Raw genomic sequence first — 19,995 nt, 5'->3', positions numbered from 1 at the left:
CCGAATGAACCCACCGCCACCCGAACCGCTCTCCCTGCTGTCGCCCGGGGCCCCCGAAGCGGCAGGGCAATGGACCCGGTTGCCTTACCGTGACGGACCGCGCTTCAGCGCCTCCGACCTCCCGCTGCACTGGGACCGGCTGCACGTCGGCCAGGGTCTCCCGGCCCCGGCACAGGGTCCGCTCGCCGAGGGCTGGGCGCACTATCACAGCGGCGAATTCGAAGTCGCGGCAGCGATCGGTCTGGCACACGCCCCCGAAGGCCTTGCCCTGGCCAACCAGGCGACCGCCATCTATGCCAACTACCTCGAACCGCGGGAGTCCGTGCGCCTGGCGCTGTTCAAGCAGGTGGCCGAACGCGCCACGGCACAGCTCGCGAACGAACCCGACAATTGCCAGGCGCTCTACTGGCAGGCCTATGCGCTCGGGCGCTACAGCCAGGGTATCAGCGTCGCCCGGGCTCTTGCGCAAGGGCTGGGGACCAAGGTCAAGGGCGCGCTCGAACGCGTGATCGAACTCCGGCCGCAGCACGCCGATGCCCATGTCGCGCTGGCCGCCTTCCACGCCGAGGTGATCGACAAGGTCGGCTCGCTGGTCGGGCGCATGACTTACGGGGTGCGCGCCGACACCGCGGTGGAACTGTTCGAGCGCGGGATGCAGCTCAACCCCCTGTCGGCCAGCGCGGCGATCGAATACGCCCGCGGCCTGCTGATGCTGCACGGCGATACCCGCATGGCCGAGGCCACCCGGCTCTACGAGAAGGCGGCCCACCTCGACCCCGCCGATGCGCGCGAGAGGCTCGATGTCGAGCTGGCGCGGGCCGGGATGACCGACTGACTTATCTAAACGACGCCGTCACTTAAGATCGCGCTTCATTCTTTTTCACGCCCTCGTCTTTCATGTCCGACCTGAACGCCCTGTTCGAATCCGCCCAAGCCAACTCCAAGCTGCTCGCCGAGCGTCCCGACAACCCCACGCTGCTCAAGATCTACGGCCTGTTCAAGCAGGCCACGGCGGGCGACAACACCGAAAAGAAGCCCAGCTTCAGCGACATCGTCGCCCGCGCCAAGTGGGATGCCTGGACCGCGCGCAAGGGCCTGGCCGCCGACGAGGCGAAGCAGCAGTACGTCGAGCTGATCGAATCCCTGCGCTGATCTGTCTCACCGGAGGGCTGCCAGGGGCTGGCTGCGGGCCGGCGCCCCGAGCGCCTGGCGCCGTTCGAGTTTCGGCATTTCCGCCAGCCGCTTGACCGCCGCATAGAAGCGCGGCCAGTCCTCGCCCTCGCGTTCGAACAGGGCTTCGAAGCCGGGCACCAGTTCGTCATAGGCAGCCTGGGCGCCGAACATCGCGTTGTTTGCCCGTGCCACCCAGCCGTCGTAGGCGCCTTGCCGCGGGCCGGTCCAGCCGGCGCGCAGCAGCGCAAATCGCTGGCGGAATTCCGCCATGGCGGCGGCCTTCTTCGCGTCGACCGCCGGCCAGTCCTGCGCCTTGGCTTCCGGCGAGTGGTAGACCGCATCGAGCGCACGCCGCGTGTCGGCGGTCAGGGCCCGGAACTGCTGGCGCCGGTCGTCGAACTGCGCATAGTCGAGCCGGGCCGCCTCGCTCGCCTGGGTCTTCAGCCAGCGCGCGCCGCCGATCCGCTCCACCGCGGTGGCGAAGGACTCGTTGAACATGGTGTCGTCGGGCACATAGAGCACCTGATGCGCGAGTTCATGGAACACCAGGCGCGCCAGTTCGCCCTCCGGGTAGCCGATGAAGGTCGACAGCAGCGGATCGCCACCGGCCCAGTTCATCCAGCCCAGGGTCGAGTAGGCCGGCACCGGATAGACCGCGCTTTCCAGGCCCTGGGCCTGCTGCGTCGCCGCCTCCGCCTTCGCGGCCGCCTCGTCGTAATAGCCCCGGTAGCCGACGCAGCCCGCCACCGGGAAGCACCACGTCTTGAGGGTGAGCGAATGCGGCGGTGCGGCCACCACGTTCCAGAGCACGGCGTTGCGATGCAGGTCGGCGTAGGACTTGTAGCTGGCGTTGTCGGGCAGGCCGAGCTCGGCCACCGCGAACGCGCGGATGCGCTGGGCGAGCGCCAGCTTGGCCTTGAGGGCGTCGGACGTTGCGGGATCTTCGAGCCACTGCGGCACCGGACGCGCGGCCCGCATCAGCCCCAGGTGGCCGCTGGCCGATTGCCAGTAGTAGCCCAGATCGGCGCAGCCGGCGAGCAGCGCCACGGCCCCGAGCGCCGCCAGCGCCGCCCCGCGCCGAGCGGCGCTCATGACACGACCGGGTCGGAGACGGCTTCGACCTCGACCAGGCAGTCGTAGAAGGTGGGGCCGCGCCCGATGTCCGTCAGCCGCTGGCTGGTGAGCTGGTTGACGTTGGTGCCGTCCATGCCGAGCTTGCGCCACCAGATGCCCAGGCCATGCACCACGCCGGGACGGGCGCGGCGCGAGATCTCGGCACGGCAGCGGTGCTCGCCGCGCTGGTTGTAGATGCGCACCGTGGCGCCGTCGGCAATGCCGCGCGCGGCCGCGTCGGCCTCGTGGATCTCGAGCAGCGGCTCGCCCTCGATTGCGCGCAGGCTGCGCACGTTGACGAAGCTGGAGTTGAGGAAGTTGCGCGCCGGCGGCGAGATCATCGCCAGCGGAAAGTCGGTCGAGCTGCCGGCCGGCTCGTAATTGGGCACGTGGTCGGGCAAGCCGTCCTGGCCGGTCGCCGCCAGCCGCTCGCTGTAGAACTCGCAGCGCCCGGAAGGCGTGGGGAAATTGCCATCGGCATAGGGCGCGTCGGGCAGCTTCAGCGTCGCGAAGCCCTGCGCCTCCAATTCGCCGAAGTCGACCACATGGGGGGCAAAGGCGCTGCGGCAGAGGGTCTCGTCGTCGTCGCTGAAGCAGGGCTCGTCGAAGCCCATGCGGCGGGCCAGCTCGCGGAACACCCAGGTATTGCTGCGGGCCTGCCCGCGCGGCGCGACGGCCGGCCGGTTGAGCAGCACGTCGGTATGGCCGTAGCTGGTGTGGATGTCCCAGTGCTCGAGCTGCGTGGTCGCCGGCAGCAGGTAGTCGGCATAGTCCGCGGTGTCGGTCTGGAACTGCTCCAGCACCACCGTGAAGAGATCTTCGCGCGCGAAGCCCGCGACCACCTTGCCGGAGTCGGGCGCCACCGCCACCGGATTGCTGTTGTAGACGACCAGGGCCTGGATCGGATGGGCGGTGTCGGTCAGCGCATCGCCGATCGCGCTCATGTTGATCGTGCGCGGGCTGCGTCCCGCCAGCAGGTCGGGCCGCTGCAAGGCGGCGCGGTCGATCGGGTACAGGCCCGAGCTGCTCAGCAGCAGGCCGCCCGCCCGTTCGCGCCAGGCGCCGACCAGCGCCGGCAGGCAGGCGATGGCGCGCGCCGCATTGCCGCCGCCGCGCACGCGCTGCATGCCGTAGTTGAGCCGGATCGCGGCCGGCCGGGTGGTGCCGTAGGCACGCGCCAGCGCGACGATCTGCGCTTCGGGCACGCCGCACACGGCGGCCGCACGGGCCGGAGGCCATTGCAGCGCGCGCTCGCGCAGCGCGGCCCAGCCGACGGTGTGGCGCTCGATGTAGTCGGCATCGAGCCAGTCATGGACGATCAGCTCGTGCATCAGCGCCAGCGCCAGCGCGGCGTCGGTGCCGGGCAGCAGCGCCACGTGCTCGTCGCACTTGTCGGCGGTCTCGGTCTTGCGCGGGTCGATGCACACCAGCCTCGCGCCGGCGCGCCGGGCGGCCTGGGCGTGGCGCCAGAAATGCAGGTTGCTGGCGATCGAGTTGCTGCCCCAGATCAGGATCAGCTTCGCTTCGGCGAAGAACTCGACCCGCATCCCCACCTTGCCGCCCAGGGTCAGGCTCAAGGCCTCGCCACCGGCGGTCGAGCAGATCGTGCGGTCCAGCAGCGAGGCACCGAGCTTGTGGAAAAAACGACGGTCCATCGATTCGCCCTGCACGAGACCCATGGTTCCCGCATAGCTATAGGGCACAATTCCCTCGGGATTGTTACGTTTAAGCACAATTAGCCTTGCAGCGATGTCGTCGAGCGCTGCCTCCCAGCTCACCGGCTCGAAACGGCCGCTGCCCTTGGGACCGGAGCGCTTCAGCGGCTGCACGAGGCGCTCGGCATGGTCATTGCGTTCGATGTAGCGCGAGACCTTGGTGCAGAGCACGCCGGCAGTGTGGCGGTGGTCGGGGTTGCCCTGCAGCTTGACGGCGATGCCGTCCTGCACGGTGGTGACGAGGGCGCAGGTGTCCGGACAGTCGTGCGGGCAGGCACCGAGCACCTGGATCTGGGAGTTTGGAGGCGTGGGGAAAGTCATGAATCGACCGGGGCGAAGACCAACCGGCGAGTCTAGTTTGTACGCCGCGAATGCGCGCGAAGGGGTTTTCACGATGATCAATCGCAGGCACTTTTCCATTGCCACCGGCGCCGCGGCGCTCGGCGGCTTCCAGTTCGCGCGGGCCCAGAGCGACTCGCCGATCGTGCTGGGGCAATCGGCGCCCTTCACGGGTCCGGCGGCCCAGCTGGGCATCCAGTTCTACGAGGGTGCCAAGCTCTTTCTCGACCAGCACAACGCCCAGCCGGGCCACCGCCCGGTCCAGATCAGGTTCCTGGACGACGGCTACGAACCCGATCGCTGCGCGGCCAACACGAAGAAGCTGATCGACGACGATGCCTTCGCGCTGTTCGGCTACATCGGCACGCCGACCAGCCTCGCGGCGCTGCCGCTGGCGGTCGGCGCCAAGGTGCCGTTCATCGCGCCCTTCACCGGCGCGATGGCGCTGCGCGAACCCTTCCAGAAGAACGTCTTCCATCTGCGCGCCTCGTACAACGACGAGACCGCGCTGATCGTGAAGCAGCTCACCCACCTGGGCCTCAAGAGGATCGCGGTCTTCTATCAGAACGACGCCTACGGCAAGGCCGGGCTCGACGGCGTGACGCTGGCGCTGGGCCAGCTCGACCTGAAGCCGGCGGCGCTGGCCACGGTCGAGCGCAACTCGGTGGACGTGGCCGCCGCGGTCAAGACCATCGCCGCCGCCAAGCCCGATGCGGTGGTGCAGGTGAGCGCGTACAAGTCGTGCGCGGCCTTCATCCGCGAGGCGCGCAAGGCGGGCTACGGCGGCACCTTCTTCAACGTCTCCTTCGTCGGCACGCAGGCGCTGTCGGACGAACTCGGCAAGGACGGTGCCGGCGTGGTCGTGACCCAGGTCGTCCCGTCGCCCTACAACGCGGCCAACGGCATCACGCGCGAGTTCAACGACGCGCTGCGCAAGGGTGGCGGCAGCACCAAGGCCAACTTCTCGAGCCTGGAGGGCTACCTGGCCGCCAAGGTGCTGGTCGAAGGTCTGCGCAGGGCCCCGGGCAAGGCGACGCGCGAGGGCCTGATCGCCGGGCTCGAGAGCATCGACCGCCAGCAGTTCGGCGGCTTCGAGGTGTCGTTCTCGCCGCGCAACCACGTAGCGTCGAAGTTCGTCGAGCTGTCGATGATCACCGGCGACGGCCGGATCAGGACCTGATTCATACGCGAGCAAGTCTGAGGGTAATTGCGGCATACACCACAATAGTTAGTCCTTTGGTTCTCTAAGCAGGCATAGCACCCCTTGCAGCCGGTCAAACTGCATTCATGAAGCAGGTTTTCTTTTGTCTATCTTTTCTTGGGGGGCGCAGTTGAGTACGAGTGCGCGCTCTTTCTGATGGCGCCCTGGCGCCCGCGGCCCGGCATCCCCGGCTTGCCGCACTCCGCCGCCGCGCGGAGCCTCGAGTCCTGCTGGCGTCTCTGGGTGTGCTTCCTGCTGAGCGGTGTGGCGCTGTCGGCGTTGGCTGCGTGTTTCGCGGGCCCCTTCATGGAAAGCACGCTGGGATACGCGGCCCGGATGTTCAGCGGGCCCGAGGGCGACGATTCCTGGCACGCCATGCATGTAGCGTCCCAGTATTTGCGCGATCACCCAGAAGCTCCCATCTATCAGGATGTCTTCTTCGATCTGCGAACGAAGTTCCAGTACCCGCTCACCTCGTTGCTGATCACGGACCTTCCGGCGATGCTGCCGGGCATCAGCGAGGCCTTCATGGTCAAGGTCTTGCAGTTGCTTGCCCGACTGTGCCTCCCGCTGATCGCGATCGTCTTCACCCTGCTTTTCGTCGGCGCCGTGCGGCAGCAAGCAGGCAGCGCCGCGGCATTCCGCCTCCCGCCGGGCCAACAAGTCGCGCTCGCGGCCACCGGCCTGGCCAGCGTGCTGCTGTTCTATCCGATCACTCGTTCCGAGTTCCTCGGCCAGATCCAGACCTTCATGACGCTCGCCGCCGGCCTGGCGCTGCTGGCCTGGCAGCGCGGCAGCCCCCGGCTGGCGGGGGTGATGATCGGCCTGTGCTGCATCATCAAGCCGCACTGGGGCATCGTCATCGTCTGGGCGGCGTTCCGCCGGCAGTGGAGCCTCGCGCTACCGGCCCTTGCCACCGCAACGCTCTTCGGGCTGATCGCGCTGTGGAAGTACGGCTTGGCCAACATGCTCGACTACATCCCGGTCGTTTCCTTCATTGGAAAGCACGGCGAGGGCTACTACGCCAACCAGTCGGTGAACGGCCTGGTGAACCGGATGCTCTTCAACGGCAACAACCTGGAGTGGCTGTCGCATGAATTCGCGCCCTTCCATACCCTGGTCCATGCCGCCACCCTCGCCTCGTCGATCCTGCTGCTGGGCGGGGTCCTGCTGTGGAAGCGCAACAAGTCGCCGAGCGTGATCGACCTCGCACTCGTCATGCTCACCTTGACCATCGCATCGCCGATCGCCTGGGAACATCACTACGGCCTGCTGCTTGCGACCTTCGCCGTGCTGCTGCCCGCCGTCGTGCACGAACGGCCATGGGGCGCATGGGCCCTGCCGCTGACTTGGGTGGCCTTCATCCTCACGAGCCAATCGTTCGTGGCCCTGACCAACGCCTTGGCCGACACCCGATGGAACTTCGCTCAGTCCTATCTTTTCTTCGGCGCCCTCATCGTTCTGGCACTGCTGTACCGCGTCTCATGGATCGAGTGGCGCGCCGGCCAGCGTCACGCCGAGGCACGTGACTCGCACCTGGACGCCATGCGCGACGCGCGCGCCTAGAGCGCCTGGGCAGCCAGGCCATCCACCGCCTGGAACATCGCCTGGCGGGCCTGGCTAATGATCTGGCCGCGCCAGGCATCGGTGTCGGTATAGAACGCCGCGAGCATCCCGGCCCGGATCGATGCCGCGAGTTCGGGCGGCGCTTCGGGGTGCTTGTGCAGCCAGTGGTCGGCCCTGAGCGCGCCCACCACTTCCATCACGGGCACGGTGCCGTATTCGAGCGCGATGCCGGTGTACTCGGCCTGCGGGCACTCCTCGTAGACCGAGCCCCACATCAGTCCGGTGAGAAAGGCCGAAGTCGACGAGCCGTCGTAGATCGAAGTCACCGGCGCGGCCGGCGTACCCCACCACGCATTGGCGCGTGCATAGGCGGCCTTGTCGTCGCGGCACGAGAAGATCCGCTCGCCGAGTCCATTCGGCCCCAGGCCCGTGTGCAGGTCGATCCACGCCAGTCGGCGGGCAGACTGCACCTGCGTGCGCAGCACCTCGCGCAGGGTCAGGTTGCTCCAGGTCGGCGCCCTGCCGCCGAAGAACAGGCCATCCTCGAACTGGTACTGGCCGCGCGTCACGGCAGCCTGGTAGGCGGCGGGGCCGTTCTTCTCGATCCAGGCACCCATGGCCGCTTCGTTGGCCGCTGTCGGTGGCCACTGTTCGGGCAGCAGCAGGGCGTGCAGCTCGGCGTAGGCTTCGTTGACCGGCAGCGGTTCGGTGAAGTCGAAGAAGTTGCGGTTCAGGTCACAGTTCTCGTTCGTCACGCGGCGGCCATGCGAGAAGCCGTGCGGATTGAGCGCATGCACATACAGCACGGCCACGCCCTGCGCGCGCGCCTTCCCGCGCCATTCGGCATCGTGCAGCGCGAACACCTGCACGCCGCTGCCGCAATGGCCCTCGACGCCGTGGCAGGCACTCGAGACGATCAGCATGCGTTCGGCCTGCGGGTCGCCGTCGAGCGCGACATCCATCGCGAGTTCCTCGCCGTCGCGGCCTTTGAGCGGATGCAGGTGCGAGTGCACTTCGATCCCGGCGCCGGCACATCCCTGCAGGAACTTCTGGCGCGCCTGGGCATAGCGGGCCGAGAAGGCTTCGCCGACGCCGATCATGCCGCGGCTCCTTCGGCCAGCTTCGGGCCGTTGAGGAACTGCTCGGCCAGCTGCACCCAGCAGGTGGCGCCGAGCGGAATCAGGTCGTCGTTGAAATCGTAGCTCGCGTTGTGCAGCATGCAGGGACCGCCGCCGTGGTGCATGGCGCGGTGGCTGCCGTCGCCGTTGCCGATGAAGGCGTAGGCGCCGGGCTTGGCCAGCAGCATGAAGGCAAAATCCTCGGCCGTCATGGCCGGCTCCTGGACCAGAACGTTCTCGGCGCCGACGATGCCCGCCATCACGCCGCGCGCGAAATTGGCTTCGGGCGCCGAGTTGATGGTCGGCGGGTAGTTGCGGTGGAAGTGGAAGTCGCACTCGGCCTCGTGCGCCGCGCAGATGTGCTCGGCGATGGTCTTCATGCGGGCCTCGATCAGGTCGAGCACCTCGAGCGAGAAGGTGCGCACCGTGCCCTTGAGCTCGCAGGAATCGGGGATCACGTTGCTGGCCTCGCCGCCATGGATCATCGTGACCGAGATCACGCCGGCATCGGTCGGCTTCTTGTTGCGCGTGAGGATGGTCTGGAAGGCCAGCACCATCTCGCAGGCCACCGGCACCGGGTCGACGCCGGTATGCGGCAGTGCCGCATGGCCGCCCTTGCCCGTGATCCTGACCGTGAACTCGTTGCTCGAGGCCATCGCCGGGCCGGGGCTGACCGCGAACTGGCCGGCCTTCATGCCGGGCCAGTTGTGCATGCCGAACACGGCCTCCATCGGGAACTGCTCGAACAGCCCGTCCGAGATCATCTCGCGGGCGCCGCCGCCGCCTTCTTCGGCCGGCTGGAAGATCAGGTAGACCGTGCCGTCGAAGTTGCGATTCTTGGCCAGGTGCTGCGCGGCCGCCAGCAGCATCGCGGTGTGGCCGTCGTGCCCGCAGGCGTGCATCTTGCCGTGGTGCTTGCTGGCATGCTCGAAGGTGTTGAGCTCGGTGACCGGCAGGGCGTCCATGTCGGCGCGCAGGCCGACCGCGCGGTCGCTGCTGCCGTTCTTGACGATGCCCACCACGCCGGTGGTGCCGAGGCCGCGATGGATCGGGATCCCCCATTCGGTCAGCTTGGCCGCCACCACGTCGGCGGTGCGGACCTCTTCGAAACAGAGTTCGGGATGGGCATGGAGGTCACGCCGGACCGCGGCGATGCCGGCCGCCTGCGTGACGAGTGAATCGATGAGTTTCATGGGCGCGAGTCTAGACTTTGCGGTGGCAGCCCGCAAAGATCGTGCCGCATGCCCGACGCCACGCCCTCGCCCACTTCCCCGACAATGCCCCGCATGCCCCAAGTGCTCTCCTCCCGCAGCCTCGAACTCGCGCAGACGCTGCTGCGCATGAACACCGTCAGTGCCAACAGCAACCTCGAACTGATCGACTTCGCGCGCGACCACCTGGCCGGGCTCGGCGTGCGCAGCCGCCTGACCTACAACGCCGACAAGACCAAGGCGAACCTGTTCGCCACGCTGGGCGCCGGCAAGAAGGCCGGCGTGATCGTTTCGGGCCACACCGATACGGTGCCCTGGGACGGCCAGGCGTGGAGCGTCGACCCGCTGTCGGCGATCGTGCAGGACTGGCCGGCCGACGACGCCGATGCCGACTCGGCCCGCATCGAGCCGCGCCTCTACGGCCGCGGCGCCGCCGACATGAAGAGCTTCATCGCGATCGCGCTGGCCAACGCCGAGCGCTTCATCGAGAGCGACTCGCCGTTCGCGGTGCACTTCGCCTTCAGCTACGACGAGGAGGTCGGCTGCTTCGGCGTGCGCGAACTGATCGCCGACATGAAGGACCAGGGCATCAAGCCGCTGGCCTGCATCATCGGCGAGCCGACGCTGATGGTGCCCGCCATCGCGCACAAGGGCGTCTACCGCTACAAGTGCTGCGTGCGCGGCAAGGAGGCGCATTCGTCGCTGACGCCGCAGTCGGTCAACGCGATCGAGATGGCGGCGCGGGTGGTCGGCAAGCTGCGCGACATGGCCGAGGGCTTCGAACGCGACGAGCGGCGCTACGAAGGCTTCGACGTCCCTTTCAGCACCGCCAGCGTGGGCCAGTTCCACGGCGGCATCGCCGACAACGTGGTGCCGCGCGACGCCGAGTTCCGCTACGAATTCCGCAACCTGCCGACCGCCGACGCGGCGCGGATGCAGAAGGAAGTCGCCGACTACGCCAGCCGCACGGAGGTGGCGATGAAGAAGGTCGCGCCCGAGGCCGGCTTCAGCTTCGAGACCATCTGCGAGATCCCGAGCTTCCTGAGCTCCGCCGACGAGCCCGTGACCCGGCTCGCACAGCGGCTGGCGAAGGAGTCGCGCACCACGCTGGTGGCCTTCGGCACCGAGGCCGGCCTGTTCAAGAACGCCGGCATCCCGACCGTGGTCTGCGGCCCCGGCAGCATCACCCAGGCGCATCAGCCGGACGAGTACGTGACGCTGGAGCAACTGGCGCGCTGCGAGCAGTTCCTGCAGGGGCTGGCCGCGACGAAGGAGATCCGCTGAGGCCAGGCCCCCACGCTCCCCCACTGCGTGTGGGTCGCTGCCCCCCGAGGGGGCGGCCCGGCGCCGGCCTGAGTGGCGCCCACGCTCCCCCACTTCGTGTGGGTCGCTGCCCCCCGAGGGGGCCGCAGGCCGCCTTGGGGCGGCCCGGCGCCGGCCTGATCCGTCGCGCGCCATGAAGCGCATCGCGCTGGCCCTGCTCGGCGCCGCCGCGCTGCTCTACGCGCTGGCGACCGCGCTGGAGCCCCGTCATCCGGCCTGGGGCTACGTGGCGGCCTTCGCCGAGGCCGCGATGGTCGGCGCCATCGCCGACTGGTTCGCGGTGGTGGCGCTGTTCCGCCATCCGCTGGGCCTGCCGATTCCGCACACCGCAATCATCCCGGCCAACAAGGACCGCATCGGCGCCAAGCTGGCCGGCTTCATCTGCAACAACTTCCTGAGCACGCCGCAGGTGCTGGCCAAGCTGGCGCAGTTCGATCCCGCGGCCCGGCTCGCGCAATGGCTGTCGCGGCCCGAGAGCGCCGAGAAGCTCGGCGGCCATCTCGTGGCGGCGGTGCGCTACGGGCTCACGGCCTTCGACGACGCCCGGGTGCGCGACTTCCTGGGCCGCATCACGGCGGCCGGCCTGGCGCAGGTGGACCTGTCGCGGCTGGCCGGTCAGGCGCTCGATGCCCTGACCGCCGGCGGCCGCCATCACGCACTGCTCGACGACGTGCTGCGGCAGGTCACGGCGGTGGTCGAGGGCGACGAGGTCCAGGAACGCATCACCGAGGCGATCGCGCGCGAGATCAAGTCGCTGCGCTATGTCGGCCTGGACCAGGTGGCGGCCCGGCTGGCCACGCGCAAGATCGTGGCCGCGGTGGTGCACACCCTGGGCGAAATGGCGGCCGAGCCCGAGCACCCGCTGCGGCTGCGCTTCGATGCCCACATGGCCGGCTTCGTCGAGCGGCTCAAGACCGACCCCGAGTTCCTTCGCCGCGGCGAGGCGATCCGCGCCGAGTTGCAGGCGCACCCGGCGCTGGGCGACTACCTGCACGGCCTGTGGAGCGAACTGCTCGCGTGGCTGCACGACGACCTGGCGAAAAGCGATTCGAGCATCCGCCAGCGGCTGGTCGCGATGGCCGGCGCGCTCGGTGCCCGGCTGTCGGCCGACGAGGCGATGCGGCACTGGATCAACGAGCAGATCGTCGATGCCGCGCCGCGTGCGATCGAGCGCTATCGCGAGGACATCCGGCGCTACATCGTCGAGCGCGTGGCCGACTGGAACACGGACGAGATGACCGTGGAACTCGAACGCAACATCGGCCGCGACCTGCAGTTCATCCGCGTCAACGGCACGCTGGTCGGCGGGCTCGTCGGGCTCTTGATCCACACCGCGACGCAGCTATGGAAGGGCTGAGCGGTTCAGGCCGACGCCGGGCCGCCCCAAGGCGGCAGCGACGGGAGCGTGGGGGCCCAGGCCGGCGCCGGGCCGCCCCAAGGCGGCCTGCGACCCCCTCGGGGGGCAGCGACCACACGAAGTGAGGGAACGTGGGGGCTCAGGCCGGCGCCGGGCCGCCCCAAGGCGGCCTGCGGCCCCCTCGGGGGCAGCGACCCACACGAAGTGGGGGAGCGTGGGGGCTCAGGCCGGCGCCGGGCCGCCCCAAGGCGGCCTGCGACCCCCTTGGGGGGCAGCGACCCACACGCAGTGGGGGAGCGTGGGGGCCACATTCACCCCGGCAGCATCCGCTCCTGCGCGATGACCAGCAGTCCGTCCATGATCAGGCTGTCGACCAGTTCGAAGTCGCCGTTCATGCTGGGCGCCATCTTCCAGCCGGCACCGCCGGTCATGAAGCAGGCCGGCTCGGCACCGCAGTGCGCCCGCACGTGCTGGACCATGCGCTCGACCGCGCCGGCGATGGCGTAGGTGCCGCCGCTGGTCAGGGCGTCGCTGGTGTTGGTGGGGAATTCGCGCACCTCCCCGGTCGGCACGTGCAGGCCGGCGGTGCCGGACTCGAGCGCGCGCAGCATGATGCCGTGGCCCGGCAGGATCAGGCCGCCCAGGAACTTGCCGTGCACGTCGACCCCCTCGACCGTGACCGCGGTGCCGATCATCACCACCACCATCGGCCGCGGCTTGCCCTGCGACATCATGCGATGGCGGGCGCCGATCATCGCCACCCAGCGGTCGGCGCCGAGGCGCGTGGGATGGTCGTAGCCGTTGACGATGCCGGCCTCGGCCACGCTGGACACCACCCAGCGCGGCGAGCACTCGAATCGCTCGACCACCTGCTCCTCGGCGCGGCGCCGCACGGCATCGCCGGCCACCACGCAGCCGAGCATCGAGTCGGGCGGTGGCAGATCGGCCCACGGGCCTTCGGCCAGGCGCTCGATGTGGTCCAGGAACTCGGCGCCGTGCGCGACAGGCACGGCGCCGGGACGCGCCGCGTCGTAGAGAGACCACTTGATGCGGGTGTTGCCGATGTCGATCGCTAGGAATGCCATGCGCGGCATTATTGCGACTTGCGCTTACGGGCGCTTGCATATGCGACGGCGGCCTACGCAAAAGCGCCTTCTTCCGCCGTTAAAGTGGCCCGTCCATCCACCAAGGCAGAAGGAGAAACCATGGGATTGCTGAGTTTCATCAAGGAGGCCGGAGAGAAGCTTTTCGGCGGGTCGGCGGCCCATGCGGCGGAGCCGGACAAGGACAAGGCGGCCGCGGCGGCCATCAAGACCTACATCGAGACCCAGAACCTGGGCCTGACCGCGCTGGAGGTCACTTACGTCGCCACCAGCGGCATCGTGACGCTGTCGGGCAATGCGCCGTCACAGGAAGCCAGCGAGAAGGCCTCGCTGGCGGCGGGCAACGTGTCCAACGTGACGCAGGTCGACAACAACCTGGTCGCGCCGGCGGCAGACCCGGCCCAGTACCACGACGTGGTCCGCGGCGACACCTTGTCGGCGATCTCCAAGAAATACTACGGCGACGCCAACAAGTACAACGCGATCTTCGAGGCCAACAAGCCGATGCTGAGCCATCCGGACAAGATCTATCCCGGCCAGAAGCTGCGCATTCCGAAGCTGTAGCTCGCCCCCCAGGTTGCCCGGCACTGCGTGTCCGGGCGCCCACCCCCCTGACCGGGGGGCGACACCAGCGGCCCGGCGGAGCCGGTTCCGCGGTGTCCCACGAAGGGGCCTGGCTTCGCCGGCCGATCGGCCTCTTAGTTTTGCTTCCAGGGCAGGCCGCGGAAACGCCAGCCGCCTTTTTGGCCGCGGTGTCCGTCTGCGTCGGCGTCGCCTTCGAAGCCTTCGAGAATGTTGTAGGCCTCGATGCCGAGTTCGGTGCCGCGCCGGGCGGCGGCGATCGAGCGGACGCCGCTGCGGCACAGCAGAACCGCTTTCTTTCCTGCCGGCACCGCGCTGCGCAGGCCCTCGTCGAAAGCCGGGTTGAAGGCCATTCCGGGCCATTGCTTCCAGGCCAGGCCGACCGCGCCGGGCACATAGCCCACCCACTCGCGTTCAGCATCGCTGCGCACGTCGACCAGCACGGCGTCGCCGCTGGTCATCCACTGCGCCGCCTGTTCAGGCGTCACGTCGCCGGCATAGCCTTCGGCCGGCTTGACGCCGAGTCTGTCTCCGGTGAGTGCATTCGCCTGGGTTGGCGAACTCGTGTCCGGCTGGGTCATGGTGCTTTCGTCCTTGCGCTTTTAAGGGTTACTGCGGGTGGCGGCCCCGGCTTCCACTCTGGAGAGGCTCGCCGATGGGGCCAATTTTTCTCCAGTTCGTGAAAACCCTCTTTGTCACGATTGTTTACGTATCAAAGATGGGAAGTCTGGATTGTCCAGACCCACCAACGGAGACACGCAATGACAGACAAACTACCAACCCGTCGACGCAGTCTGCTGAAAGGAGCGGCCGTTGCGGCCGGCGCGATGTCCGCGCCGATGGTCAGCATGGCGCAGACCACCTCGCTGCGCTTCCAGAGCACCTGGCCGGCGAAGGACATCTTCCACGAGTACGCCAACGACTTCGCCAAGAAGGTCAACGACATGGCCGGCGGCCGCCTGAAGATCGAGGTGCTGCCCTCCGGCGCGGTCGTGCCCGCATTCCAGCTGCTCGAGGCCGTGAACAAGGGCACGCTCGACGGCGGCCACGGCGTGGTGGCCTACCACTACGGCAAGAATTCCGCGCTGGCGCTGTGGGGCTCGGGCCCGGCCTTCGGCATGGACCCGAACATGGTGCTCGCATGGCACTACTACGGCGGCGGCAAGCCGCTGCTGGAGGAAATCTACAAGTCGATCAACATGGACGTGGTGTCGTACCTCTACGGTCCGATGCCGACGCAGCCGCTGGGCTGGTTCAAGAAGCCGATCGCCAAGGTCGAGGACCTGAAGGGCCTGAAGTACCGCACCGTGGGCCTCGCGGTCGACATCTTCACCGAGCTGGGCGCCGCGGTGAACCCGCTGCCCGGGGGCGAGATCGTGCCGGCGCTGGATCGCGGCCTGATCGATGCGGCCGAGTTCAACAACGCATCGAGCGACCGCGTGCTCGGCTTTCCCGACGTGGCGAAGAACTGCATGCTGCAGAGCTTCCACCAGAGCGGGGAGCAGTTCGAGATCCTGTTCAACAAGGGCAAGTACAACGCGCTGCCGCAGGAGCTGCGCTCCGTCATCGACTATGCCGTGCAGGCGGCCAGCGCCGACATGAGCTGGAAGGCCGTGGCCCGCAACACGCAGGACTACGTCGAGATGAAGAAAGCCGGCGTCAAGTTCTACAAGACGCCCGACGCCATCCTGCGGGCCCAGCTCGCGGCCTGGGACAAGACCATCGCCAAGAAGTCGGGCGAGAACCCGCTGTTCAAGAAGGTGCTCGACTCGCAGAAGGCCTTCGCGCAGCCCGCCGGCCAGTGGCAGAACGACTACATGATCGACTTCAAGATGGCCTACAACCACTACTTCTCCGGCCAGGCGAAGAAGGCCTGAACGCCATGCAGCCCAGCCGCAGCCGATGCGGCACCCGCCTTCCGGTCCCGGCCGGAAGGCGTCTTCCTGTCTGTCCGATCCCGGGGCACCGATGACAACCCAACAGATACTGCACGCCGCCGACCGCCTGAGCACGTGGACCGGCAAGACCTTCGCCTGGCTCATCGTCGCGCTGATGCTGGTGGTGTGCGCCGAAGTCTTCAAGCGCTACGCGCTCAATGCGCCGACCGCCTGGATCTATGACGTCAACAACATGATGTACGGCACGCTCTTCATGATGTGCGGCGCCTACACGCTCTCGCAGGACGGGCACGTGCGGGGCGACTTCCTCTACGGCAGCATGAAGCCGCGCACTCAGGCCACGCTGGACCTGGTGCTCTACATCGCCTTCTTCCTCCCCGGCATCGGCGCCCTGACCTGGGCCGGCTGGGGCTACTACCAGGACTCGCTGGCCATGCACGAGCAGACCTTCAATGCCACGCCGCTGCCGGTGTACCCCTTCAAGTTCGTCATACCGCTCGCCGGCGCCATCGTGATGCTGCAGGGTCTGGCGGAGATCCTGCGCTGCGTGGTGTGCATCCGCACCGGCGCATGGACGCCGCGCCTGAAGGACGCCGAGGAAATGGACGTGGTCGAACAGCAGCTCGCCAGCAGCACCTTCGTGGACGAGGAAGCGCGGCGCGATGTCATGGAACGGGCCAAGGACCTGGACGAAGCGGCGCGCCAGCGCGGAAGGGAGACCCCATGAGCCAGGCCGCCATGGGGCTGACGATGCTCGGGCTCATCGTCGTCGTGATCATGCTGGGCTTCCCGACGGCGTTCACGCTGATGGGCCTGGGCATGCTGTTCGGCTTCGCCGCCTTCTACGACCCGGCCGTGCCCTGGTTCGACAACCGCGTCTTCGACCTGATGGTGCAGCGCACCTTCGGCGCGATGACCAACGAGACGCTGCTGTCGATCCCGCTGTTCGTGCTGATGGGCTACGTGATGGAACGCGGCGCGCTGGTCGACAAGATGTTCCACAGCGTGCAGCTCGCGTTCCGGCGCGTGCCGGGGTCGCTGGCGGTCGCCACGCTGATCATCTGCACCTTCTGGGGCATCGCCAGCGGCCTGGTCGGCGCGGTGGTGGTGCTGATGGGCGTGATCGCGATGCGGCCGATGCTCAACGCCGGCTACGACACGCGGCTGGCTGCCGGCGTCATCACGGCCGGTGGCACGCTGGGCATCCTGATCCCGCCCTCGGTGATGATCATCGTGTACGCCGCGGTGGCCGGGCAGTCGGTGGTCAAGCTCTATGCGGCGGCCATGTTCCCGGGCTTCTTCCTGGCCTTCCTGTACCTGCTGTACGTGATCGGGTGGGCGCTGATCCAGCCGAAGGTGGCGCCCAAGCTGCCGCCCGAGGCGCAGCGCGCGCCGATCTCGCCGCCGGTGGCCCACATTGCCGCCAGCTATTCGCAGCGGCTGCTGCCGGCCCTGGCCGCGGCGGTGGTGGCGCCGGCGCGGGCCTTCGGCGCGGCGGCGGCGGGCGTGCGCGTCAGCTGGCTGATGCTGGTGCGCTACCTGACGCTCGCGCTGGTGCCGGTGCTGCTCGCCGCCGTGACGCTGGGCTCGATCTGGTGGTACGTGACGATCTATTCGCAAAAGGACAACACGCCGCCGCCGCCCGAGGTGACGCAGTCGCAGCCGGCGCCCCAGGAGGGCACGGCGCTGGCCGAGCCGCCCGGTGCCGAGGGACTGCAGGAGCCGCCCGGCGCCGAAAGCGCGGCGCCCAAGGAAGAACAGGGCCTCCAGGCCCTCGGCGAGCCGGTCGCCGCGCCTCACGCCGAGGCGGTGCCCGAGTCCTTCTACATCGGCTTCTGGCTGACCTGCGCCTTCACCCTCGCGATGCTCGCCTGGTACTACTGGAAGATGGACGCCGAGCAGTTCGAGATCCTGCGCATGCTGGTGTCTTCCGTCATGCCGCTGGGCATCCTGACGCTGGTGGTGCTGGGCGTGATCCTGTTCGGCATCACGACCGCCACCGAGTCGGCCGCGGTCGGCGCGGCGGGCGCCTTCCTGATGGCCTGGCAGGCGAAGACGCTCAACTTCCAGCGCATCAAGGAAGCGGTGTTCCTGACCGCCAAGACCACCGCGATGGTGTGCTGGCTGTTCGTCGGCTCGGCACTGTTCTCGGCGGTGTTCGCGCTGCTCGGCGGCCAGCGGATCATCGAAGAGTGGGTGATGAGCATGAACCTGACGCCGCTGCAGTTCCTGCTGCTGTCGCAGGCCATCATCTTCGTGCTCGGCTGGCCGCTCGAGTGGACCGAGATCATCGTGATCTTCATCCCCATCTTCCTGCCGCTGCTGGCGCACTTCCAGATCGATCCGCTGCTCTTCGGCGTGCTGGTGTTCGTGAACCTGCAGGCGGCCTTCCTGTCGCCGCCGGTGGCGATGTCGGCCTTCTATCTGAAAGGGGTGTCGCCATCGCACGTGACCCTCAACCAGATCTTCGCGGGGATGATGCCGTACATGTTCATCGTGATCCTGTGCATGGTGTTCATGTACATCTGGCCCGGCCTGACGCTGTGGCTGCCCAAATACCTGTACGGCGGCTAGAGCTTCGACCCTAAAAACCATCCCATCACCATCCAACCGGATGGTGTTAGGATGGCGACATGCAAACAGCCCCCACACCGGTCGTCCAGCGCACCAAGCTTCCCGACGCCGAGAAGATCACCATCAACCTCGGCTATGTCGACCTCGGCCAGATCGACCTGCTGGTGGCCGAAGGCTTCTATTCGAACCGCACCGACTTCATCCGCACCGCGATCCGCAACCAGCTCTCGGTCCACGGCGACGCGCTGAAGCAGGTGGTGGCCCGCAAGATGCTTGTTCTAGGGCTGCAGCAGTTCAGTGCCGCCGACCTCGAAGCCGTGCGCCGCGCCGGCGAAAGGCTCGAGATCCGGGTGCTCGGCCTGGCCACCATCTCGGCCGATGTGACGCCCGAGCTGGCGCTCGAGACCATCGCCTCGGTCACCGTTCTCGGCGCCCTGCACGCCAGCGCCGCCGTCAAGGCCGCCCTGGCCGACCGGCTGCGTTGAGCGCCTCCATGTCTTCTTCTTCCAAGGCTTCCCGATGAATCCGCTGTTCGAACGCTTGATGCGCAAGGCCACCCTCCTCACGCAGGGGGGCAGCCTCCAGGAGGCGACCCGTGCGATCCAGCGCGCCCTGTCGGGCGGGGCGGCTCCTCCTGCGGCCGACCGTCCGGCCCCCGCGCCTGCGGCCAACGACGACACGCTGGTCGTCGATGTCGAGGCCCGCGTGGTCGAGCCGGCGCCAGCGCCCGCTCCTGCTCCCGCTCCGACGCCGACGCCGGCTCCCGCGTCCGAGGGCGGCGTCGAGCAGTGGAGCGACGGCCTCTTCGCCCACCAGCACCGCCCGCTCGCCTACAAGCTCTTCGTGCCCGCGAAGGGCGCCGGCAGCCCTCGCCCGCTGGTGCTGATGCTGCACGGCTGCACGCAGAACCCGGAGGACTTCGCCGCCGGCACGCAGATGAACCAGCTGGCGCGCGAACACGGCTTCCTGGTGCTCTACCCGGCCCAGACCCAGCATGCCAACTCGTCGAAGTGCTGGAACTGGTTCACGACGCAGCACCAGCAGCGCGGGCGCGGGGAGCCGGCGCTGCTGGCCGCGCTGACCCGCTCGGTCATGGATTCGCAGGGCATCGACCCCGAGCGCGTCTATGTCGCGGGCCTGTCGGCCGGCGGCGCGATGGCCGACATCCTCGGGCGCAGCTACCCCGACCTGTTCGCCGCGGTCGGCGTGCACTCCGGCTTGCCGAGCGGCGCCGCCAGCGATCTGATGACGGCCCTGGCCGCCATGAAGAGCGGGCCCGCGGCGAGCAGAGGGAGCGGACCGGCCGTGCCCACGATCGTCTTCCACGGCGATGCCGACAGCACCGTGAACGCCCGCAACGGCGAGGCACTGGTCGCATCGGCGCTCGCGGGCCAGGACGGCCCCACGGCGCCGGTGCAGGCCTCGGGAGGCCGGTCGCCCCGGGGCCGCGACTTCACGCGGCGCGTCCATGCGGACGCCCAGGGCCGTCCCGCGGTGGAGCACTGGCTGCTGCACGGTGCCGGCCATGCCTGGTCGGGAGGCAGTTCGAGCGGCACCTACACCGACCCCTCGGGCCCGGACGCCAGCGCAGAGATGCTGCGCTTCTTCCTGAGCCACCGGAAAGCGGCCGCGCCCGCCATGCCCTGAGGCGCGCCGGGCCGGACGCACCGCCGCCCGGCTTACATGCGGTTGCGCGCGTGGCGGAAATATTGCGCTGCTTTG

General features: G+C 68.5%; 18 protein-coding genes. 12 read left to right on the top strand and 6 right to left on the bottom strand.

Features of this window, described 5'->3' with window-relative positions; translation table 11 throughout:
* The first annotated feature begins 4 nt into the window (after window positions 1-4).
* Together QTI45_RS08075 and QTI45_RS08070 are read left to right on the top strand one after the other, a co-directional pair.
* Window positions 5-835 carry a tetratricopeptide repeat protein gene (locus QTI45_RS08075; protein ID WP_286653986.1) on the top strand — a complete coding sequence of 277 codons (831 nt, stop codon included), beginning with the start codon at window positions 5-7 and terminating at the stop codon, window positions 833-835.
* A gap of 62 nt (window positions 836-897) precedes the next feature.
* Entirely contained in the window at window positions 898-1,152 is a 255-nt protein-coding gene (locus QTI45_RS08070) for an acyl-CoA-binding protein (RefSeq protein WP_286372807.1), read from the top strand.
* Between the two features lie 6 nt (window positions 1,153-1,158).
* Here QTI45_RS08070 and QTI45_RS08065 read toward each other — a convergent pair whose 3' ends face one another.
* Window positions 1,159-2,265, bottom strand: a complete 1,107-nt coding sequence (locus QTI45_RS08065) for an aminopeptidase (protein WP_286653985.1) — start codon at window positions 2,263-2,265, stop codon at window positions 1,159-1,161.
* On the bottom strand, window positions 2,262-4,322 hold the full coding sequence (locus QTI45_RS08060) for a molybdopterin-containing oxidoreductase family protein (RefSeq protein ID WP_286653984.1): 2,061 nt from the start codon (window positions 4,320-4,322) through the stop codon (window positions 2,262-2,264). Before QTI45_RS08060 ends, QTI45_RS08065 begins: the two co-directional genes overlap by 4 nt.
* A gap of 73 nt (window positions 4,323-4,395) precedes the next feature.
* On the opposite strand from QTI45_RS08060, the gene QTI45_RS08055 reads away from it, so the two are divergent.
* Window positions 4,396-5,520: an ABC transporter substrate-binding protein gene (locus QTI45_RS08055; protein WP_286653983.1), complete on the top strand. Its 1,125-nt coding sequence runs from the start codon at window positions 4,396-4,398 to the stop codon at window positions 5,518-5,520.
* A 177-nt stretch (window positions 5,521-5,697) separates the two neighbouring features.
* Window positions 5,698-7,107 carry a glycosyltransferase family 87 protein gene (locus QTI45_RS08050; RefSeq protein ID WP_286653982.1) on the top strand — a complete coding sequence of 470 codons (1,410 nt, stop codon included), beginning with the start codon at window positions 5,698-5,700 and terminating at the stop codon, window positions 7,105-7,107.
* Here QTI45_RS08050 and QTI45_RS08045 read toward each other — a convergent pair.
* Entirely contained in the window at window positions 7,104-8,207 is a 1,104-nt protein-coding gene (locus tag QTI45_RS08045; protein ID WP_286653981.1) for a M14 family metallopeptidase, read from the bottom strand. The two genes, QTI45_RS08050 and QTI45_RS08045, sit on opposite strands and share 4 nt — an antisense overlap.
* The gene (locus QTI45_RS08040; RefSeq protein WP_286372801.1) at window positions 8,204-9,418 is read right to left on the bottom strand and encodes a M20 aminoacylase family protein; all 1,215 of its coding nucleotides are present in this window, start codon (window positions 9,416-9,418) and stop codon (window positions 8,204-8,206) included. Before QTI45_RS08040 ends, QTI45_RS08045 begins: the two co-directional genes overlap by 4 nt.
* Window positions 9,419-9,511: 93 nt before the next feature.
* Between QTI45_RS08040 and argE the strand changes: the two genes are divergently transcribed.
* Window positions 9,512-10,720 carry an acetylornithine deacetylase gene (gene argE / locus QTI45_RS08035; RefSeq protein WP_286653980.1) on the top strand — a complete coding sequence of 403 codons (1,209 nt, stop codon included), beginning with the start codon at window positions 9,512-9,514 and terminating at the stop codon, window positions 10,718-10,720.
* A gap of 172 nt (window positions 10,721-10,892) precedes the next feature.
* The gene (locus tag QTI45_RS08030) at window positions 10,893-12,116 is read left to right on the top strand and encodes a DUF445 domain-containing protein (RefSeq protein ID WP_286653979.1); all 1,224 of its coding nucleotides are present in this window, start codon (window positions 10,893-10,895) and stop codon (window positions 12,114-12,116) included.
* 311 nt (window positions 12,117-12,427) lie between these two features.
* Here QTI45_RS08030 and QTI45_RS08025 read toward each other — a convergent pair whose 3' ends face one another.
* Window positions 12,428-13,201, bottom strand: coding sequence for a type III pantothenate kinase (locus QTI45_RS08025; protein WP_286372798.1), 774 nt, complete (start codon window positions 13,199-13,201; stop codon window positions 12,428-12,430).
* Between the two features lie 120 nt (window positions 13,202-13,321).
* Here QTI45_RS08025 and lysM point away from each other — a divergent pair, with 120 nt between their 5' ends.
* Window positions 13,322-13,783 carry a peptidoglycan-binding protein LysM gene (lysM, locus tag QTI45_RS08020; RefSeq protein WP_286372797.1) on the top strand — a complete coding sequence of 154 codons (462 nt, stop codon included), beginning with the start codon at window positions 13,322-13,324 and terminating at the stop codon, window positions 13,781-13,783.
* Between the two features lie 134 nt (window positions 13,784-13,917).
* Here lysM and QTI45_RS08015 read toward each other — a convergent pair whose 3' ends face one another.
* Entirely contained in the window at window positions 13,918-14,382 is a 465-nt protein-coding gene (locus QTI45_RS08015) for a rhodanese-like domain-containing protein (RefSeq protein WP_286653978.1), read from the bottom strand.
* A 180-nt stretch (window positions 14,383-14,562) separates the two neighbouring features.
* On the opposite strand from QTI45_RS08015, the gene QTI45_RS08010 reads away from it, so the two are divergent.
* The 5 genes from QTI45_RS08010 to QTI45_RS07990 all read left to right on the top strand — a co-directional run bounded on the left by QTI45_RS08010 (window position 14,563) and on the right by QTI45_RS07990 (window position 19,920).
* On the top strand, window positions 14,563-15,678 hold the full coding sequence (locus tag QTI45_RS08010) for a TRAP transporter substrate-binding protein (RefSeq protein WP_286372795.1): 1,116 nt from the start codon (window positions 14,563-14,565) through the stop codon (window positions 15,676-15,678).
* 91 nt (window positions 15,679-15,769) lie between these two features.
* Complete coding sequence (locus QTI45_RS08005) at window positions 15,770-16,426, top strand: TRAP transporter small permease subunit (protein ID WP_286372794.1); 657 nt, start codon at window positions 15,770-15,772, stop codon at window positions 16,424-16,426.
* On the top strand, window positions 16,423-18,273 hold the full coding sequence (locus QTI45_RS08000) for a TRAP transporter large permease (protein ID WP_286653977.1): 1,851 nt from the start codon (window positions 16,423-16,425) through the stop codon (window positions 18,271-18,273). Before QTI45_RS08005 ends, QTI45_RS08000 begins: the two co-directional genes overlap by 4 nt.
* 59 nt (window positions 18,274-18,332) lie before the next feature.
* Window positions 18,333-18,758, top strand: a complete 426-nt coding sequence (locus tag QTI45_RS07995) for a ribbon-helix-helix domain-containing protein (protein WP_286653976.1) — start codon at window positions 18,333-18,335, stop codon at window positions 18,756-18,758.
* 34 nt (window positions 18,759-18,792) lie between these two features.
* A complete protein-coding gene (locus tag QTI45_RS07990; RefSeq protein WP_286653975.1) occupies window positions 18,793-19,920 on the top strand; it encodes an extracellular catalytic domain type 1 short-chain-length polyhydroxyalkanoate depolymerase in 1,128 nt (375 codons plus the stop codon).
* The last annotated feature ends 75 nt before the right edge of the window (window positions 19,921-19,995 follow it).

The organism is Variovorax saccharolyticus (genome assembly GCF_030316765.1).
In the GTDB taxonomy this organism is placed as follows: domain Bacteria; phylum Pseudomonadota; class Gammaproteobacteria; order Burkholderiales; family Burkholderiaceae_C; genus Variovorax; species Variovorax saccharolyticus.
Note: the sequence above shows the minus strand (reverse complement) of the source record. Positions and strands in the feature narration are given on the sequence as shown.

Excerpts from the sequence above, each read along its gene's own strand:
- QTI45_RS08075 (WP_286653986.1), top strand. The coding sequence starts at position 5 with ATGAACCCACCGCCACCCGAACCGCTCTCCCTGCTGTCGCCCGGGGCC.
- QTI45_RS08070 (WP_286372807.1), top strand. The coding sequence starts at position 898 with ATGTCCGACCTGAACGCCCTGTTCGAATCCGCCCAAGCCAACTCCAAG.
- QTI45_RS08065 (WP_286653985.1), bottom strand. The coding sequence starts at position 2,265 with ATGAGCGCCGCTCGGCGCGGGGCGGCGCTGGCGGCGCTCGGGGCCGTG.
- QTI45_RS08060 (WP_286653984.1), bottom strand. The coding sequence starts at position 4,322 with ATGACTTTCCCCACGCCTCCAAACTCCCAGATCCAGGTGCTCGGTGCC.
- QTI45_RS08055 (WP_286653983.1), top strand. The coding sequence starts at position 4,396 with ATGATCAATCGCAGGCACTTTTCCATTGCCACCGGCGCCGCGGCGCTC.
- QTI45_RS08050 (WP_286653982.1), top strand. The coding sequence starts at position 5,698 with ATGGCGCCCTGGCGCCCGCGGCCCGGCATCCCCGGCTTGCCGCACTCC.
- QTI45_RS08045 (WP_286653981.1), bottom strand. The coding sequence starts at position 8,207 with ATGATCGGCGTCGGCGAAGCCTTCTCGGCCCGCTATGCCCAGGCGCGC.
- QTI45_RS08040 (WP_286372801.1), bottom strand. The coding sequence starts at position 9,418 with ATGAAACTCATCGATTCACTCGTCACGCAGGCGGCCGGCATCGCCGCG.
- argE (WP_286653980.1), top strand. The coding sequence starts at position 9,512 with ATGCCCCAAGTGCTCTCCTCCCGCAGCCTCGAACTCGCGCAGACGCTG.
- QTI45_RS08030 (WP_286653979.1), top strand. The coding sequence starts at position 10,893 with ATGAAGCGCATCGCGCTGGCCCTGCTCGGCGCCGCCGCGCTGCTCTAC.
- QTI45_RS08025 (WP_286372798.1), bottom strand. The coding sequence starts at position 13,201 with ATGGCATTCCTAGCGATCGACATCGGCAACACCCGCATCAAGTGGTCT.
- lysM (WP_286372797.1), top strand. The coding sequence starts at position 13,322 with ATGGGATTGCTGAGTTTCATCAAGGAGGCCGGAGAGAAGCTTTTCGGC.
- QTI45_RS08015 (WP_286653978.1), bottom strand. The coding sequence starts at position 14,382 with ATGACCCAGCCGGACACGAGTTCGCCAACCCAGGCGAATGCACTCACC.
- QTI45_RS08010 (WP_286372795.1), top strand. The coding sequence starts at position 14,563 with ATGACAGACAAACTACCAACCCGTCGACGCAGTCTGCTGAAAGGAGCG.
- QTI45_RS08005 (WP_286372794.1), top strand. The coding sequence starts at position 15,770 with ATGACAACCCAACAGATACTGCACGCCGCCGACCGCCTGAGCACGTGG.
- QTI45_RS08000 (WP_286653977.1), top strand. The coding sequence starts at position 16,423 with ATGAGCCAGGCCGCCATGGGGCTGACGATGCTCGGGCTCATCGTCGTC.
- QTI45_RS07995 (WP_286653976.1), top strand. The coding sequence starts at position 18,333 with ATGCAAACAGCCCCCACACCGGTCGTCCAGCGCACCAAGCTTCCCGAC.
- QTI45_RS07990 (WP_286653975.1), top strand. The coding sequence starts at position 18,793 with ATGAATCCGCTGTTCGAACGCTTGATGCGCAAGGCCACCCTCCTCACG.